Source organism: Pseudomonas sp. Pf153 (genome assembly GCF_001269775.1).
Taxonomy (GTDB): Bacteria; Pseudomonadota; Gammaproteobacteria; order Pseudomonadales; family Pseudomonadaceae; genus Aquipseudomonas; species Aquipseudomonas uvaldensis.
Genome location: NZ_LHVL01000013.1, coordinates 177,766 through 193,848, shown reverse-complemented (window position 1 = coordinate 193,848; position 16,083 = coordinate 177,766). Strand labels below are relative to the sequence as shown.

The following is a 16,083-nucleotide window of genomic DNA, read 5'->3' as shown; positions in this document are numbered from 1 at the left end:
TTAACCCGGACGTCGTCCCTGCAAGGACAGGCGCACGGGCAAAGTCAGGGAAGCCGGCGGTCGCTCACTCAAATGGGGTGAGGCGCGCAGGGCCGAGATCACTTGTTCATCCACTTGCGGGTTGCCGCTGGACTTGACCAGCTCGACCCGAGTGATCTCGCCCACGGCGCTCAGCCAGACGTCGGCCTGCAGCGAAAACGCCAGGCTGCGCAGATCAGGGTTTTCCCGCAGCAGGCGCTGGAAGGTGAACGCCAGAAACTGGCTGTAAGTCCCATTGCCCAGGCGCCCGCCCCCGGCACCGGCCATGCCACCGCCCTTGCCAGCGCCGATGTTGAAGGCGTCGTTGCCAGCCTGGGCCTCGCCGTCCATTTGCATCGGATTCGCCAGGTCATCCACTGGTGAAGGCGGTGCTTCTTCTTCGGGCTTGACCTCTTCGGGTTCCGGGGTCGGCTCGGGCTCGACCACTTTCTCCTCGACTTGGGGTTCCGGCTCCTTGGGTTTCTCCGGCGGCGGTGGTGGCGGAGGCGGCAATGGAATGATGGTGGGCACCTTGGGCGCTTCACGCCGCACACCGCTCATGTCGTTGGCCCACTGCCACAGCAGCCAGGCCGCCACGGCGCCCAGCACAAGGCCGGCGGCCCACTTGAGCAGGCGCAGCGGCGAAGGCTTCACCGGGGGTGGGTTAATGGGAAGTCTGGCGGTCATGGTCAGCCCTGGCTCGGTTTGCCGGTCACCAGACCGACCTGGGACAGTTCCAGGCGCCGCAGAAGGTCCAGCACTTCGATGACCTTCTGGTACTGCACCGTGGCATCGCCGCGCACGATCACCGGAAAATCAGGGTTCTGGGCCTTCTCGATGCGCAGGCGTTCTTCCAGTTCCGCCAGGGTCACCGGATAGGCATCGAGAAACACCTGGCCGCCGTCGTTGACCGAAATCGCCTTGGTCTTGGCTTCGGACAGCGACACCGAGGCACTGGCCTTGGGCAGGTTGATCTGGATACCCGACACCTGCGCCGTGGCGGTAAGGATGAACATCACCAACACCACCATGAGCACGTCCACCAGCGGCGTGATGTTGATGCTGTCCACCGCGGCGTCATCGTCGTCATCGTGCGAAGCATTTACGCTAGCCATCGCGATTTCCTCAGGCCGGTACGGAGGTTGGGTGGTGATGATCGCGGCGGTGAGTCGCTTCGCCGGATTGCCCTTCACCGTGCATCTCCGCCAGACGCGTGATGAACTCATCGACGAACACCCGCATGTCGGCACTGACTTCCTTGTTTCGAGTGATCAGGCGGTTGTAGCCAAACAGCGCGGGAATCGCGACGAACAGCCCCATGGCAGTGGCGAGCAATGCCGCGGCCATGCCGGGAGCGATGGCGTTGATGTTCACGTCGCCAGCCATGGCGGTGCCCAGAAACACCACCATGATCCCCAGCACGGTGCCGAGCAGGCCAATGTAGGGCCCGCCGGCGATGGCGTTGGACAAGGTCGAGAGTTTCGAACTGAGCTGCTGGTTTTCCCGGGTGCGCACGCCGTCCATGGAGCAGCGGATCGCTTCGATGGTCGCGGCCGACACCGATGAGGTATCGGCGCCCTGCTCGCGACGGGTACGGATTTCCTTGACCGCCACCAGGTACAAGCGCCACAGGGAGGAATGTTGCAGGCGCTGGGCCAGGTCCTGATCGTCGGCAAACATCTCCAGGCGTGTGCCGACCCGGGCGAACTGTTCGCGAAAAGCTTCGTTGGCCGAGCTGACCCGGCTGACCATACGGTTCTTGCGGATCATGATGACCCACGACTGGACCATCATCAGCACCAGTATCGCGATGATCACCCAAGCGTCCATCGGTACGGCGTTAAGTAAAAAGCCCAAGCTGCCGAAGCCGAAGCCGGACTGTTCTTCATCGACCCCGTAGGCTACCAGTTTCGATTCGGCGCCCTGGGCGTTGGCGTCGGCCAACAGCAGCGGTGCCGGGCGGGCAACCTTGGACAGGCGGGCCTCGTCCAGGGCACCACTGAACGGTGCGAAGGACCCGGCGGCGACATCGCCCCCCAAGGCGATGGGCGAATTGAACGCCGGCATGGCCATCGCGAGGCTCGCGGTTTCACGGCCGTTGACGTACAGCACCACCCGGTCTCCCGAAGCGGTCACCGCCAGATGTTGCCATTGGCCGGGATTCAGCGGCTGGGTGGAGACGGCGCGCTGATCGTTGACCGCCAGGAACGGCACGCCCTGGTTTACGCCGACCAACAGGCTGGTTGTGGATTCGCGGCGAGCCAGGATGACCTGCTCACCGCTGGCCTGGTCCTGGCGCAACCAGGCGCTGAAGGTGAATGCCGCGCCGGCGTTGTGTTGCAGCGACGGGCTGGCGGGCAGCAGCAGCGGCTGGCCGCTGAACTGCAAGGCGCGGCCGATCACGCCATCGATGCTGGTGCCGGCGGCGCCTTGGGCATTGTTGCCGTAGGCCGTGGTGTCCCGGGGCGGCACACCGGTTGCGCCGTCAAAGTGATACAGCGCGGTGTAGTCCGGGTCGAAGGTCAATTGACCACTGGCGGTGGCCGGTGCCTTCTGGTTGCCGTAATACATCCAGAAATCCTGGCGCTGGCCGCCCTCCACGCTCGGCACATCGACCCAGATCAGTGCCATGCCCATCAGCGGGTCGAAGCTTTCGATCTGGTGGTTGAACACGGTCTTGTCGTCGGCACTGACGAAACGCAGGTCCGAGCCGTCCTCCTTGACCCCGTCGAAGGTGAAATTGCCGGTGTGCAGGCGCACCAGCAACGCGGTGCGACCAAGCGCCTGGGCGATGGCCGCGCCTTGGGGCGTGGTGTCCACCGATATCTGTTTGCGGTAGTGCCAGTCGTCCTGCCACCAGGCGTTGGCGGTCGCCGGAAGGACCAGCCCCAGGCAGATCAACAGGGGTAACAATAAGCGTTGCATGGCATGACTCCTGGGTTCAAAACGTCGCCTGCAGGTTGAAGTGCAGGCGTGATTCCTGTTTCGTGGTGTTAGGACCGTCGAGCAGCGGATAGCCCCAATCGAGGCTGCCCGACAACCATTTGCTCAGGCTTGCGCGAGTGCCGAGGCCAACGCTGGCCAGGCTGTAGTCGGCTTCCTGATCGGGCAATTCGTCACGCAGGTACAGCTGAGCGCCTTCTGCAAACGCATAGAAACGCCATTCCTGGACGTAGCTGCCGACGAACCTGGCGAGAGAGGGTGTGCGCAACTCTTGGGACAGCAGGTAGCCATCGTCCCCGGTGCGTTCGGCGGCCAGGTACCCGCGTATGGAGGTGGCACCGCCGGCGGAAAACTGTTCGTTGGACACCAGCGGCCCGGACGCCAGTTGGAACGCGGCCTTGGATGCGGTCTGCCAATCGTTGCCGAAGGTAAAGGTGTAGTTGCCGTCGCCCTTGAGCACGGCAAAGCTGGGGCTGGCGCGGTAGCGCTTGTAGTCGAACTCTTCGTCCGAACTTCCGTAGCCCAGCAAGCTTCGTGTCCCCGCCACCAGACTCAGGCCAAGGCCCAGCTGGCTCTTTTCGGTGTAGCGATACCCGTTATAGGCAAAGGTGAAGGGTGCGTACTTGAGCGGGGCCTTGTCGCTGGAACCGCCCAGGCTCAACTCTTCATCGAAATCCTTGAAATCCACGCCGGCGGATAAGGTATTGGACCAGGCGCCACTGGAGGGCAGGCTGTAGATCGCCGAGACCCCGTAGGAATGCCCCTTGCCCAGCACGTTGCTACCACCGACGGTCGCCACGTTGCTGTCGGATTGGTAGCCGGAGAACTGCACGCTCCAGCGTTCATTCAACGGCGCGGTGTAGGACCCCGACCAGACCTTGGCGTTGTCAGTGTCCTGGGGCGCGGTAAAGAAGGTCAGCGAAACGCTATGTCCCAGTTGCCAGAGGTTGTTGTAGCCCAGGCTGGCAACGGTGCGCAGCTTCTCGGTGTCGGCACTGTAATCGTTGTTCAGGCCAAGGCTGGCCTGCCAGGGGTTCTGGTCCTCGACCTGCAGATCCACATCCATGGTTCCGGGCCGCTGGCCTTCACGGACCAAGGGCATCACCTGGCGCCCCGGGGTCTTGTTCAACTGCGCCAGTTCGGCCTGGACTTGGGCAAAATCAGGCACTTCGCCTTCCTTGAGCGCCGGGACGTCCTCGCGGATCTCCAGCGGCGAATAATGCTTGGCGCCCACGACCCTGACCCGGCCGACCTTGGTTTCGCTGACTTGCAGATAAACGATGCCGTCTTCGACCTTTTGCTCCGGCAGTTCGACGAACACCGATTGATAGCCCCGAGCCTGATAAGCCTTCTGCAGCGCATCGCGGGCCCCTTCGATATCGCTCATCGCTTTCTGCGGACCGAGGAACGGGTACACCGCCTCCTCGATGGCACGGGCGTCGAGCACGGTGTTGCCGCGCACGAAATACTCGTTCACGTCCACCAGACGGGCCGCCTGGGCCTCGGTCCCTTCCTGCGCGGCAAGGGCCGACGGACCGCCGACTGTCAGCAACAGCCAGCCCCACAGCGCCGGCCGTGACTTGAAGAAATGCTCCACACCACCCCCTGAATTCAAAGTACCGCTCAATTGCTGGTCGTCGATGTCGTGGCATGCCGGGCCAGCCAGGTGTGCAGCAGCGCGAAGTTCAAGGAGAACTCCGGCATTTGCAGCAAGGCGCCACAGAACACTTCGCCGATGATTTTCTGGATGAGTCGCACGGCACGCACATCGCCCAGCAACGTGGCGAGGTCCCTGCTCAAGACGTCATAGCTCCAGACCTTCTGGTTCAGCTCCAGGCCGACGAACCAGCGGAACAGCAGGTTGTAATTGAGCTGCTCGTAGAGTTGCTGCTCGCTGGGCACCGAATAGAGCAGTTGCAGCAAGAGGATGTGCATGGCGGTCTGCGGCGCAATCCGCATTCCGGCGGCGGTATCGAGGGCTTGCAGTACGTTGCGATGCTCGTCCAGGAGGTCGTCGATCTGCGGACGCAGCAAGACCAGCGAGTGGCCCTGTGGGATGTAACTGGACACTTCCTTGAGCGCGCCCTGCCAGTCATCCTGGGAAACGATCCAGACCCAGGGTGCGCCATAGCGATACACCGAGACCGGCTGTTTGCGCGCCGCCTCGACGATCTTCGACAGCCGCTGATCGAGCTCCTGCATGCCCACTTTCGAATAACGTTCCATAGTCCCCATTGCCTCACTCCCGGCTTTGCGCCCCCGTTTCGAAAGACCTTGAAGGTCTCCTCGAACGCGTCACACAGGCATGACGGGAATGGCGATGTGCTACCGAACTTTTGTCATGAAAGCTTCATGTGGGCTTTCCGGAACATGGCTCCCTCTTCCGAGGTAGGCCTGCCGAGGCATATGCCGGCGAGGGCTGGAGCCCTACCATGGCGGTACGCGGAGGTACGCCATGTTGACCCACCCTTCTATCGTTCTACTGTTGCGCCGTCATCATCTGTTCAGCCAGTTGCCGGAACGTGTCTTCGAAGAGGTGTGCGGACTCGCTGTGCTCAAGCGCCTGGCTTGCAATGGCACGCTCATGCACCAGGGCGACCCGGCCAAGCGCTTTTTCCTGCTGATCAGCGGCCAGATCAAGTTGTTCCGGGTCACCGGCGAAGGCCAGGAAAACCTGGTGGAAATCATCCAGCCGGGGCAGACCTTCGCCGAAGCCCTGCTGTTCAGCCAGGCCCGCTGCTATCCGGTGAGTGCGTCGGCGCTCAAGGACAGTGTATTGGTGAGTATCGAGGGCGCCCATTATCGCAAGGCCCTGGAAGACCAGCCCAAGGTCTGCCTGGCGATCCTGGCGAGCATGAGCGTGCACTTGCACCAACGCCTCAGGGACATCGACAACCTGACCCTGGCCAGCGCCAGCCGGCGCGTGATCAATTTCCTGCTGCAAGAACGTGATCCACGGGACGGCCAGGTGGTATTGCAGGTATCCAAGCGTCTGGTGGCCTCCAAGCTGGGCATCCAGCCGGAAACCTTCTCGCGGATTCTTCATCGCCTGGTGGACGGCGGACTGATCACCATGGAGCGACGCAACATCCGCATCCTCGCCGAAGAGGAGCTGGCGGATTACCAGCAGTAAACCGCGCTCCCCTGTGGCGAGGGTGTCGTTGCAATCAGTCGGCGCCTATCAGAGGCACCAACCGCTCGAACAACGCCTCTGCTTCCTCCTCCGTGCAGTCGACTCCGAAGCGCTTGCGCAAGCCCAACTGGTTCAGGATCACATGCACGTCCGCTACCAGGTCATGTTGTTGCAGGCAGGCCTGGACGCACTGCAACGCGCAGCCGTCCAGTGCAATGATCCGTCGCCCCGAGCGCGCCTTGTCGACCAGGGGCGTCACGTGCCCGCCCACCCCGACGATGCACGACATCTCGGCCAGGCCGGCCCGGTCCAGGCGTAAGGCAACCGAGTTGGCCAGTTGCGCGACGTTGGAGCAGCCGGAACAGGAATACACCAGGGGCAGTTCGTTCGAGGCTTTCATCACGCTGAAGCCAACCCCTTCCCCGCCCGTTCCAGATTGCGCCATAACCATGGCGGCAGTACGTCCGGGTCAAGACTGTCGATCAGGTTCTTCACCGCCAGCCCCAGTTCGGTGTCGCCCTCGATGACCAGCCGGCGCCGGAAGAACAAGGTATCGGGGTCTTCCTGACGGCTGGCCAGCAACAGGAATTCACGCCAGTTGCCGCTGATGGTGACCTGGGCCTCGGCCCGTTCGGCAATGCGCAGTCCGTCGCGCGCCAGCGTCAGATACCAGCACAATTTCAGGTCGAGCACCCGCAGGCACAACCAGCGACCGCGCAGCATATCGAACCCGCCTTCGCGCAACGGTTCGGCCAGGCAGCGATTGAGCGCCTGCTGCAATGCCAGGCGCTGCACCACAAAAGGCACCTTGCCCACCAGTGGCAGCAGTCGATCGGCGCCCTTGAGCACCCACTTTTTCGGATTCAGCACAGGCCAGCCTCCTCGACTTTCAGCATGCCGGCCTGACCGTGCCAATAGCCGTTGCAACCCTCGACGAACAGCGGCGGTGCCTCGCCCCGGCGGACCTTGTCGAACGCAGCGACCACTTCGGCCATGCCTTGAGCCCGTGGACTGAGGCGCAGCACATCCGCACCGCAGGCCATCAGTGCGTTGTAATCGGCCAGCAGATTGGTCGGTTCACCGGACATCGTCTGGATGCCATTGAGGGTGAACAATGACTGGCCCTCCTGGCTGCTCAGCGCCAGGCCATCGGGGTAGTTGATGCAGCAGAACTGACAATCATCCTTGGGTCGGTTTTCCGCACGCGCGGTAAAGCAACGTGCCGAATAGGCCAAGGGCAGATGCCCGTAGGAAAAGATTTCCACCTCCGGCACCTCGCGGTCCATGCCCCGCACCTGCTCCAGCACATCGGCGATCAGCGCGGCCGAGCACTCCACCGGAGGCACCCAGCGGATCATCCCGCTGTCGAGCAGTTGCGCCAGGGCGTGGCCGTTATAGAGGTTCAGCGCCGGACCGCCCACGAATGGCAGCTTGCGCTCGGCAAGGAAGTGCACCGCGCCCATGTCGTTGGCTTCCACCAGCAACTGACCGTTGTCACATAGCCGACGCAACGTGGACAGCTCCGATGCGGCCTCGATCAACGTCAGACTCGACAATACGATTTGCGCCTGGCTGCTGGCCTGAAGCTCACGCCCCAGGCCCAGCCATTGATCCAGTGAGAAGGCCCGGCGTTTCGAGCACACGGTTTCCCCCAGGTAGATCACGTCCAGCGGCAATGCCGACATGTCGGCGTAGAAATTCCCCAGTTGTGTTTTGTCCCAATAGAACAGGACCGGTCCCAGGCTGAGTTTCATCAGGCTTCCCTCATTGCCACGATCGATGGTAGGCACCCAGGGTGGTCTGGCTGCCTTCCGACAGACCGGCCAGCACCTGGCGCCATTCTTCCCGCACCCGGAACCGTTGCGGCGCGGACCGGTGTGCATCCAGCGCCGCACGCCAGACCCGGGTCACCTGCTCGACATAAGCCGGGCTGCGTTGGCGACCTTCGATTTTCACCGCCTCGACGCCGACCGCCGCCAGCTCCGGCAGCAAATCGAGGGTGTCCAGGCTGGTGGGCTCTTCCAGGGCATGGAAACGCTTGCCACCCACCAGGAAACGGCCCTTGCACAAGGTCGGGTAGCCGGCCGGTTCTTCAGGGGTGTAACGGTCGATCAGCACTTCGCTCAAGCGTGCACTCAACCCTTGGGCGTCTTCGCTCCAGCGCACCGCCTTGGCAGGTGAGCAGACGCCGCACAGGTTCGGCGACTCCCCTGTGATGTAGGAAGACAAGTGACAGCGTCCCTCGGCCATGATGCACAGGCTGCCGAAACCGAAGACTTCGATGGGCACGGGGCTATTCGCCGCCACCTGGCGCACCTGGGCCAGGGACAGCACCCGAGGCAGCACGGCACGGCGAATGTCATAGCGCTGGGCGTAAAAGGACAGCGCCGCCGCGTGGGTCGCAGAGCCCTGAACCGACAGATGCAGCGCCAGGTGTGGATGGCGCTGACTGGCGTAGCCGAGCACGCCGGGGTCGGCGGCGATCAGGGCATCCACGCCGAAATCGGCGGCGCGATCCACCGCTCGCTGCCAGCGCTCCCAGCCCTTGGGTTGCGGGTAGGTGTTGACCGCCACGTACAGCTTGCGTTGGTGCTGGCGGATATGCGCGACAGCCGCATCGAATTGCTTATCGTCCATGTTCAGCCCGGCGAAATGCCGGGCATTGGTGTCGTCGCGAAAGCCGACATAGACGGCATCGGCGCCTTGGCGCACGGCCGCTTTGAGGGCAGGCAGATTCCCTGCCGGGCAAACCAGTTGCATGGGGCATCCTCATGGAAGAACTAACAGCGCCGCCCAGTCTAGCCAGCCCCCGGGCGAGCACCTTGACGGCAATCAATTGCCGTCAATGCATCAATGCGGTGAACGGCACATACATCACCCGGTCGTGCTTGTGCACCAGGGTGTCCCGTTCCACCACCGCCAACCCATCCGCCCAACACGCGGCACTCAACATCGCCGAACTCTGCTGGGGATGCACCTCCACGCACAAATGACCATTGGCATCCGGGACGAGTCTGGCGCGCAGGTATTGCCGACGCCTGTTGCGCCGCAGCCAATCGAAACCCGCCGGCAACGACAGCGGCACAGGCAGCACATCGACCATGCCCTGAGCCCGGAGCAGGAACGGCCGCACCACGACCAGCGCCGTCACCAGCGCCGCCGACGGATTGCCCGGCAAACCAATCCAGGGCTTGCCCATCACATCACCGAACGCCAGGGGTTTGCCCGGCTGGATCGCCAGGCGCCAGAGGTCGATATTGCCCAAGGCTTCGATGGCTTGCTTGAGGTGGTCTTCCTCGCCCACCGACACACCGCCCGAGGTCAGCAGCAGGTCACACTCGCCAGCGGCCAGGCCCAACGCTTGCCGGCTGGCCTGCAACCGATCGGGCATGACGCCGAAATCATGCACCTCGACACCCCAGCCACGCAGCAGCGCGGCGAGACTCTGGCGGTTGCTGTTGTAGATCTGCCCGGGTGCCAGCGGCTCACCCGGTTCGCGCAACTCATCGCCGCTGCTGAGCAGCCCCACCCGCAACGGACGATACGCCTCCACGCACGCTATCCCGGCACCGGCGAGCAACCCCAACTCCTGGGCACGCAGGCGCGTTCCGGCCCTCAGCAGGCGCGCGCCCTGGCGCAGTTCTTCACCTTCCTTGCGTACGTGGTCACCCGGCTGAATCGACGCTACCCACACGCGCTCGCCTTCTACCCGACAGCTTTCCTGGGGCACCACCGTGTCAGCGCCCGGCGGCAGTGGCGCGCCAGTGAAAATCCGTACCGCCTGCCCTTCTTGCAACGAAGCGCCGGCGCCGTCGCCCGCGGCGATTCGTCCACTCACCGTCAAGAAGCCGCCGACGCTCGGCACGTCGGCGGCGCGCAGGGCGTAACCGTCCATGGCGCTGTTATCCCAGGCCGGCAGATTCATGGGGCAGATCACGTCGGCGGCCAGCACCCGGCCCAGGGCCTGGCCCAGGGCAACCGACTGTACGAACGGTGGCGGCGGCGCCTGGTCGAGCAGATGACGAATCGCCTCGTCCACGGGCATCAGCACACCGCTGTCACAGGCCGAACCGCACCCACGGCTGCTCATGACCGCGTCTCGCAAGCAACCGGGACGACGCCCGTCTGCGGCTTGAGATGGGGAGTGAAGTTGCAGGGGCCGGTACGACTGTCCAACTGCGAGGCCAGGATCTGCTCCCAACCGGTCCGGCACGCGCCGGGCGAACCCGGCAGACAGCACACCAACACGCCATTGCTCATGCCGGCCAACGCTCGGGACTGCAGGCTGGACATGCCGATTTCCGCCAGTGAGACCTGGCGGAACAGCTCACCAAAACCGTCCACTTGCTTATCCAGCAAGGGCAGGACCGCTTGTGGCGTATTGTCCCGTGGTGTGAAGCCGGTACCGCCGGTCATCAGCACCACTTGCACGTCCGGCGCGGCGATCCACTGCGAAACCTGGGCGCGGATCTGATAGATGTCGTCCTTTACCAGCCCGCGGTCGACCAGCACATGACCGGCCGTTTGCAGTAAGTCGATGAGCGTCTGCCCGGAGCTGTCGGTGTCGAAACGGCGGGTATCGCTGATGGTCAGCACCGCAATGTTCAGCGGTTGGAAGAGGCGTTGCGTCAGATGGGCCATGGTCTCAGCCGTCCTATCAGAAAAGATGGCCCAGCCTGAACTGCAATCCTCCCCCGGCCTATTCCTCCATGGAGGTACCTCCCCTGGCGCTCAGGGCGCCAGACGACTGCGCTGCCAGATACCCGCCCGCAAGCGGTAGTCGAGGCGATCATGCAGACGGTCGGCGCGGCCCTGCCAGAACTCCAGCCGCTCGGGGCACAGGCAGTAGCCACCCCAATGCTCGGGACGCGGCACCGGTTGGTCCGGGAAACGCTGTTGGACTTGCGCCAGCGACACCTCCAGCGCAGCCCGTCCTTCTACCGGAGAACTTTGCGGCGACGCCCAGGCACCGAGGCGACTGGCCACGGGACGGGAGTTGAAATAGGCGTCCGACAGCGCTGGGTCGAGTCGGTGGACCTGCCCTTCGATGCGCACCTGCCGCTCCAGTCCCGGCCAGAAAAACGTCATGGCCGCCCAGGAATTGACTGCCAGATCCCGCCCCTTGGCGCTGTCATAGTTGCCGAAAAATACAAAGCCGTCCTTGCCGAAGCCTTTGAGCAATAGCACCCGGGCATGGGGCCGGCCCTGTGGATCGACCGTCGCCAGAACCATGCTGTTGGCTTCCACCGGCGGGCTCTCGGTGTCGCGGGCCTGTTGCATCCAGCGTTCGAACAAGGCCAATGGCTCGTCCGGCGCCTGGGCTTCATCGAGGCCATCGCGGGTGTATTGGCGGCGCATATCGGCCAGGGATAGGGGCATGGCAATGAGCTCCACGTTGGATTTGGCCCAGTGTGGATTTTGTGGCGTGGAGAGGCCTTGATCGCTGTCAATGCCGGCTTATTTGATGAATGTGCCGGCCTCTTCGCGAGCAAGCCCGCTCCCACAGTAGTCGCTACCGATCCTGTGTGGGAGCGAGCTTGCTCGCGAAGGCCGCACCGCGGTTGCACAGGATTACTTGAGCCCCAACCGCCGCGCCAGTTTGTGCAGGTTGCTCGGATCGACCTCCAGCAACCGCGCCGCGCCGGCCCAGTTCTGCCCGCAACGCTCCAGGGCCTTGAGAATCGCCTGGCGCTGGCAGGCGTCGACGGTTTCATTCAGAGACAGCAACGGTGCATCTCCTGGCGCCACAGGCGTGTCCTGCAGCGCTTGCACCGCGTTGGCATTGACGTCCAGGTCAAGCACCTGGGGTTCAAGGGTCATGATCAGGCTGCGGCTGGCGCCCCGGCTCAATTGCTTCAACGCGGCGCGGCTGATGACATGCTCCAGCTCCCGCACATTCCCCGGCCAACGGTAGGCCAACAGGGCCTGCTCGGCCGCCGGCGACAGGCGCAGCCCGCGCAAGCCCAACCGGGTGCGGTTCAATTCGAGGAAATGCCCCGCCAGCATCAGCACATCATGGCCACGCTCGCGCAGCGGTGGAATCGGCACCGGATAGACCGAGAGCCGGTGATACAGGTCGGCGCGAAACAACCCGTCGCGAATGCTGTCAGGCAGGTGCCGATTGGTCGCGGCAATGATGCGCACGTCCACGTGCAGCGGCTTGTCCGCCCCCAGGCGCTGGATTTCGCCATTTTGCAGGGTGCGCAGCAGTTTGGCCTGTACGCTCAACGGCAGCTCCCCCACTTCATCGAGGAACAGCGTGCCGCCATTGGCCGCGTCGAAGCGTCCGGCGCGATCCGTCGTCGCCCCGGAGAACGCCCCCTTGACGTGACCGAACAGCTCGCTTTCGGCCAGGGACTCCGGCAATGCAGCGCAGTTGACCTGGATCAGCGGCTTGTGGCCCCGCCGGGACAAGCGATGCAGACGCCGGGCGAACAGTTCCTTGCCCACGCCGGTTTCACCCAGCAACAACACCGGCAGTTCGGAGTCGGCCAGCACGTCCAGTTCGTTGAGCAGTTGTTGCAGGCCCTCGCTGCGTCCGAGGATCTCCCCCTCTTCGACCGGCACGCGCAAGTCCGAGGGATCGCTGCGCGACGCCCGCAGGCTGCGGTTCTCCTGTTCGAGCCGGGTCACCCGCACCGCGGCCTCGATCTGCAGGGTGCAGCGCTTGAGCTCCTCGCGGGCCCGACTGTCAAAGGTCCCTGCGTGCAACGCATCCAGGGTAATCGCGCCCCAGAGGCGCCCCTCCACGTAAAGGCTCACGCCCATGCAATCGTGCACCGGCAGCGGCTCACCGACATGGTGATCGAGCAAGCCGTCGTAGGGGTCCGGCAGGCGGCTGTCGGGCTCGAACCAGGTGGGTTCACGCGAGGCCATGATCGCCGCCAGACGAGGGTGTTGGGCGATGACGAAGCGCCTGCCCAACGCCTCATGAACCAGCCCCACGGTCGCCACGGGCCTCAGGCTGTCGTCGTCCAGGCGCAGCAGGCCCACGGCGCCACTGTTGAAGTATTCGCGCAGGGTCTGCACCAGACGCTGCAACCGTACGGCATTGGGCAGCTCGACGATCAGGTCGGCGGCCAGGCTTTCACGCAGCATGGTAATGAGTACCCTCCAGGGTTCGTTTGACCCCTTCCGGCCGGGGTAGGAATCACCCCGACATAAAAATATTCGTTGTTTTTCAATCGGTTGACTCTGGCATACCGGCTGCAGAGCCCGCTTATCCGTCCCACCCGGGATTCAACCCAAGGAACCACGATGAACCTCGATCTGCTGGAACAAAGCCTCGGCCAGTTGGCCTGCGACATTCCCGGTGCCACCCGTACCTTCCATCATTACAACCTCGACTTCTGTTGCGGCGGGCAAAAGACCCTGCGCGAAGCGGCGCTGAACAAAGGGCTTAACCCACTGCTGATCGCCGAAGCCCTCGGTACGCTGCAAGCCACCGGGGAACCGGGCCATGACTGGCGCAACGAACCCCAGGGACGGTTGATCGCCCACATCCTGGAACGCTACCACGCACGCCACCGCGAACAACTGCCGGAACTGATCCGCCTGGCCCGTCGCGTCGAGCATGTACATGGCGCGCGAGCCAGTTGCCCCAACGGCCTGGCCAACCACCTGGAGGACATGTACCAGGAGCTCGAGGGCCACATGCTCAAGGAAGAACAAGTCCTGTTCCCGATGCTGCAACACGGCCTGGGTGAACGCGCCTCGGCGCCGATCCAGGTGCTGCGCTACGAACACGACCAGCACGGCGAAGCCCTGGAAATCATGCTCACCCTGACTAACCAGATCACCCCGCCGGCCGATGCCTGCAATACCTGGCGCGCCCTGTACCGCGGTCTTGCGGAGCTGCGTGACGACCTGATGGAGCATATTCACCTGGAAAACAATGTGCTGTTCCTCAATGCGATGAAGGCGGCTCACTGACCGACATCCCCACACAACACTTGTGGGAGCAAAGCTTGCTCGCGATGGCTGATCCACCGCTATCGCGAGCAAGCTATGCTCCCACAGTGTTTCATCCCCACAGTGCTATACCCCCCACAGCGTTTTGCTCCCACAGGATCAGCGGTTAAAACTGCCAATAGAACATCCCCTTCGCCAACACCACGATCAGCACCATGTGCCCAAGAATGCTACGCCGCAGCCAGCAGGCCCGCCCCGGACTCAACCGACCTTGGGTCAGCCAGTAAGCCAGCAACAGATAGTGCCCGATGATGCTCAACGCCAGCAGTATCTTCAGGCTCAGCAGCAGGCCGAAGCTGTTGCTCAACGGCTGGCTCAACGCACCGCGATGCTGCCAGGCCAGACCGATCCCGGCGCTGTACAGCACCAGCACCACGCCATGCAGCACATGCCGCGACCGCTTGGCGATGGCCTGGTCGGCAGCCTCCCGGGCGTCCTGAGCCAACGACCTGCGGGCGGCATGCCAGATAAACACTTCGAAAAACAGCGTGCCGATGAAGGCAATCGCCGCCAACAGATGCGTGACCAGCACAATCCCGTACATCATCGATCACCTGCGCGCAGTCGGTTCATCCCGGATGTCCATCCACCCGTGACCTCACCAGCATCGGACCGTATCGCCAGGCATAGAGCCCGAACGCCAGCGTCCAGCACAACCCTGCCAGCCACAACGCGGCCAGTGGGAAGAACGTCACCAGCAATACGCGACTCAGGCAGGCCAGGTTGAGCAGGATGAACGCCAGGGTCATGCCCGCCGGCGGTTCCAGCGGTCGCCCGGTGTGGCCCAGGCTGACGCGGGCGATCATCGCCAGGATCAGGCCGGCCATGGCGCCGATGGTCAAGCTGTGCACGGCCAGGCTCGGGTTCAACGGCGCGCCGAAATGCCAGAGCGCCATGCCCAGACAAGCCAGCATCAACCATGCATAGGCCAAGTGCAGCGACCACAGCAACGGCACCCGCCACAAGTCCCGGTCATGCCAACGCACCAGCCGGATCCCATGCCCAAGCGCCAGTGCAGCGAACAGCAGGCCGCATCCAAGGTTGGCGGTCAACGCCGGCCCGAACGCATACAGCAGCGCTACCGCCGCCGAACCCGCCAGCAACAGCCGGTCGAGCCATGGCCAAGGGGCAACGCCCTCTACCCGACCGAGTCCACGTTGGGTGAAGAACGGGATCACCCGGCCGCCGATCAGTCCCATCATCGCCGCCACCAGCCACAGGCCCGTCAACACGCTCTGGCGCTGCAAGCCTTCGTCGTGCTGCACCAGCCCGTAAACGGACAATCCATCCGCCGCGGCCAACAACAGCAAAACCAGCACAATCGGATAATTGCGCTTCTGCCGCACACGCCACAACGTGACCCCCATCGCCACCGCGACCGCCACGGCGAAACCCAACTCCAACACCATCAGCAACGCCCACGGCGCATTGATCAACCAGGCCAGCCGCGCCCCCAGCCACAACAGCGCCAACGCCGCCAGGCGCCTGCCACTGAGCCCCGGCGTGCCGGTCCAGGTCTGCACGGCCGTCAACAGGAACCCGGCGATGATCGCCAGACCGAAGCCGAACAACAATTCATGACGGTGCCAGGCCAGCCAGCCTCCCGCCGGTTGCCAGGCAGACAGTTGACCACCGAACACCGCCAGCCACAGCGGTATGACCGACACGGCAAGCACACAGCCAGCCAGGAAAAACGGCCGGAACGCCAAGCGCCACAGCGGCGGAATGGCCATGGCCTTGCGACGATCGAGCACTTGCATACCTCACTCCTTTACCGCTTCGCGGTGCCGTCCTGTTGATGAAGATCAACAGGGTCCGAATGATCGGCTATCGACACGAACAGACCTTGTCTCAGATCAAACAAGCCCATCGGCGGATCGCCTTGCATGAGGCCTTGCAAGGGCTTGCCGAAATGCGTCGCGCAACATCCGGCCCTTACCCCTGTAGGAGCAAAGCTTGCTCGCGATAGCGCCGGCACGCTCAGCATCGATGGAGATGTCCCACCGCCATCGCGAGCA

At 63.7% G+C, this 16,083-nt stretch carries 17 protein-coding genes; 2 read left to right on the top strand and 15 right to left on the bottom strand.

What is annotated here, in order from left to right:
* Genes AD666_RS09775 through AD666_RS09755 form a run of 5 tightly spaced genes read right to left on the bottom strand, consistent with a single transcriptional unit; the run spans window position 1 to window position 5,187 of the window.
* Complete coding sequence (locus AD666_RS09775; protein ID WP_053150917.1) at window positions 1-705, bottom strand: TonB C-terminal domain-containing protein; 705 nt, start codon at window positions 703-705, stop codon at window positions 1-3.
* Between the two features lie 2 nt (window positions 706-707).
* Window positions 708-1,133, bottom strand: coding sequence for a biopolymer transporter ExbD (locus AD666_RS09770; RefSeq protein WP_053150914.1), 426 nt, complete (start codon window positions 1,131-1,133; stop codon window positions 708-710).
* Between the two features lie 10 nt (window positions 1,134-1,143).
* A complete protein-coding gene (locus tag AD666_RS09765; RefSeq protein WP_053150911.1) occupies window positions 1,144-2,943 on the bottom strand; it encodes a DUF2341 domain-containing protein in 1,800 nt (599 codons plus the stop codon).
* A 16-nt stretch (window positions 2,944-2,959) separates the two neighbouring features.
* Entirely contained in the window at window positions 2,960-4,558 is a 1,599-nt protein-coding gene (locus AD666_RS09760; protein WP_053150908.1) for a ShlB/FhaC/HecB family hemolysin secretion/activation protein, read from the bottom strand.
* A 26-nt stretch (window positions 4,559-4,584) separates the two neighbouring features.
* Window positions 4,585-5,187: a transposase gene (locus AD666_RS09755; protein WP_053151263.1), complete on the bottom strand. Its 603-nt coding sequence runs from the start codon at window positions 5,185-5,187 to the stop codon at window positions 4,585-4,587.
* 229 nt (window positions 5,188-5,416) lie between these two features.
* On the opposite strand from AD666_RS09755, the gene AD666_RS09750 reads away from it, so the two are divergent.
* The gene (locus AD666_RS09750; RefSeq protein WP_053150903.1) at window positions 5,417-6,094 is read left to right on the top strand and encodes a Crp/Fnr family transcriptional regulator; all 678 of its coding nucleotides are present in this window, start codon (window positions 5,417-5,419) and stop codon (window positions 6,092-6,094) included.
* Between the two features lie 34 nt (window positions 6,095-6,128).
* On the opposite strand, the gene AD666_RS09745 is transcribed toward AD666_RS09750, so the two are convergent.
* The 8 genes from AD666_RS09745 to norR form a co-directional block, all read right to left on the bottom strand.
* Window positions 6,129-6,494 (bottom strand): putative zinc-binding protein, encoded by a 366-nt coding sequence (locus tag AD666_RS09745; protein ID WP_053150900.1) that lies wholly within the window; start codon window positions 6,492-6,494, stop codon window positions 6,129-6,131.
* Window positions 6,494-6,964: an SCP2 domain-containing protein gene (locus AD666_RS09740; RefSeq protein ID WP_053150893.1), complete on the bottom strand. Its 471-nt coding sequence runs from the start codon at window positions 6,962-6,964 to the stop codon at window positions 6,494-6,496. The genes AD666_RS09745 and AD666_RS09740 overlap by 1 nt, the downstream gene beginning before the upstream one ends.
* A complete protein-coding gene (locus AD666_RS09735; RefSeq protein WP_053150887.1) occupies window positions 6,958-7,848 on the bottom strand; it encodes a U32 family peptidase in 891 nt (296 codons plus the stop codon). Before AD666_RS09735 ends, AD666_RS09740 begins: the two co-directional genes overlap by 7 nt.
* Before the next feature lie 10 nt (window positions 7,849-7,858).
* A complete protein-coding gene (locus AD666_RS09730; protein ID WP_053150885.1) occupies window positions 7,859-8,854 on the bottom strand; it encodes a peptidase U32 family protein in 996 nt (331 codons plus the stop codon).
* An 82-nt stretch (window positions 8,855-8,936) separates the two neighbouring features.
* Window positions 8,937-10,184, bottom strand: coding sequence for a gephyrin-like molybdotransferase Glp (glp, locus tag AD666_RS09725; RefSeq protein ID WP_053150882.1), 1,248 nt, complete (start codon window positions 10,182-10,184; stop codon window positions 8,937-8,939).
* Window positions 10,181-10,735: a molybdenum cofactor biosynthesis protein B gene (gene moaB, locus AD666_RS09720; protein WP_053150879.1), complete on the bottom strand. Its 555-nt coding sequence runs from the start codon at window positions 10,733-10,735 to the stop codon at window positions 10,181-10,183. Before moaB ends, glp begins: the two co-directional genes overlap by 4 nt.
* 90 nt (window positions 10,736-10,825) lie before the next feature.
* Window positions 10,826-11,473, bottom strand: a complete 648-nt coding sequence (gene pdxH / locus AD666_RS09715) for a pyridoxamine 5'-phosphate oxidase (protein WP_053150876.1) — start codon at window positions 11,471-11,473, stop codon at window positions 10,826-10,828.
* A 192-nt stretch (window positions 11,474-11,665) separates the two neighbouring features.
* The gene (norR, locus tag AD666_RS09710; RefSeq protein WP_053150874.1) at window positions 11,666-13,192 is read right to left on the bottom strand and encodes a nitric oxide reductase transcriptional regulator NorR; all 1,527 of its coding nucleotides are present in this window, start codon (window positions 13,190-13,192) and stop codon (window positions 11,666-11,668) included.
* Window positions 13,193-13,351: 159 nt separating this feature from the next.
* Here norR and ytfE point away from each other — a divergent pair, with 159 nt between their 5' ends.
* Window positions 13,352-14,026: an iron-sulfur cluster repair protein YtfE gene (ytfE, locus tag AD666_RS09705; protein WP_053150871.1), complete on the top strand. Its 675-nt coding sequence runs from the start codon at window positions 13,352-13,354 to the stop codon at window positions 14,024-14,026.
* Window positions 14,027-14,171: 145 nt separating this feature from the next.
* Here ytfE and AD666_RS09700 read toward each other — a convergent pair whose 3' ends face one another.
* Window positions 14,172-14,609, bottom strand: coding sequence for a hypothetical protein (locus AD666_RS09700; protein ID WP_371259576.1), 438 nt, complete (start codon window positions 14,607-14,609; stop codon window positions 14,172-14,174).
* Between the two features lie 25 nt (window positions 14,610-14,634).
* Complete coding sequence (locus AD666_RS09695; protein WP_053150864.1) at window positions 14,635-15,825, bottom strand: NnrS family protein; 1,191 nt, start codon at window positions 15,823-15,825, stop codon at window positions 14,635-14,637.
* Between the last annotated feature and the right edge of the window lie 258 nt (window positions 15,826-16,083).

Excerpts from the sequence above, each read along its gene's own strand:
- AD666_RS09775 (WP_053150917.1), bottom strand. The coding sequence starts at position 705 with ATGACCGCCAGACTTCCCATTAACCCACCCCCGGTGAAGCCTTCGCCG.
- AD666_RS09770 (WP_053150914.1), bottom strand. The coding sequence starts at position 1,133 with ATGGCTAGCGTAAATGCTTCGCACGATGACGACGATGACGCCGCGGTG.
- AD666_RS09765 (WP_053150911.1), bottom strand. The coding sequence starts at position 2,943 with ATGCAACGCTTATTGTTACCCCTGTTGATCTGCCTGGGGCTGGTCCTT.
- AD666_RS09755 (WP_053151263.1), bottom strand. The coding sequence starts at position 5,187 with ATGGAACGTTATTCGAAAGTGGGCATGCAGGAGCTCGATCAGCGGCTG.
- AD666_RS09750 (WP_053150903.1), top strand. The coding sequence starts at position 5,417 with ATGTTGACCCACCCTTCTATCGTTCTACTGTTGCGCCGTCATCATCTG.
- AD666_RS09745 (WP_053150900.1), bottom strand. The coding sequence starts at position 6,494 with ATGAAAGCCTCGAACGAACTGCCCCTGGTGTATTCCTGTTCCGGCTGC.
- AD666_RS09735 (WP_053150887.1), bottom strand. The coding sequence starts at position 7,848 with ATGAAACTCAGCCTGGGACCGGTCCTGTTCTATTGGGACAAAACACAA.
- AD666_RS09730 (WP_053150885.1), bottom strand. The coding sequence starts at position 8,854 with ATGCAACTGGTTTGCCCGGCAGGGAATCTGCCTGCCCTCAAAGCGGCC.
- glp (WP_053150882.1), bottom strand. The coding sequence starts at position 10,184 with ATGAGCAGCCGTGGGTGCGGTTCGGCCTGTGACAGCGGTGTGCTGATG.
- moaB (WP_053150879.1), bottom strand. The coding sequence starts at position 10,735 with ATGGCCCATCTGACGCAACGCCTCTTCCAACCGCTGAACATTGCGGTG.
- pdxH (WP_053150876.1), bottom strand. The coding sequence starts at position 11,473 with ATGCCCCTATCCCTGGCCGATATGCGCCGCCAATACACCCGCGATGGC.
- norR (WP_053150874.1), bottom strand. The coding sequence starts at position 13,192 with ATGCTGCGTGAAAGCCTGGCCGCCGACCTGATCGTCGAGCTGCCCAAT.
- ytfE (WP_053150871.1), top strand. The coding sequence starts at position 13,352 with ATGAACCTCGATCTGCTGGAACAAAGCCTCGGCCAGTTGGCCTGCGAC.
- AD666_RS09700 (WP_371259576.1), bottom strand. The coding sequence starts at position 14,609 with ATGTACGGGATTGTGCTGGTCACGCATCTGTTGGCGGCGATTGCCTTC.
- AD666_RS09695 (WP_053150864.1), bottom strand. The coding sequence starts at position 15,825 with ATGCAAGTGCTCGATCGTCGCAAGGCCATGGCCATTCCGCCGCTGTGG.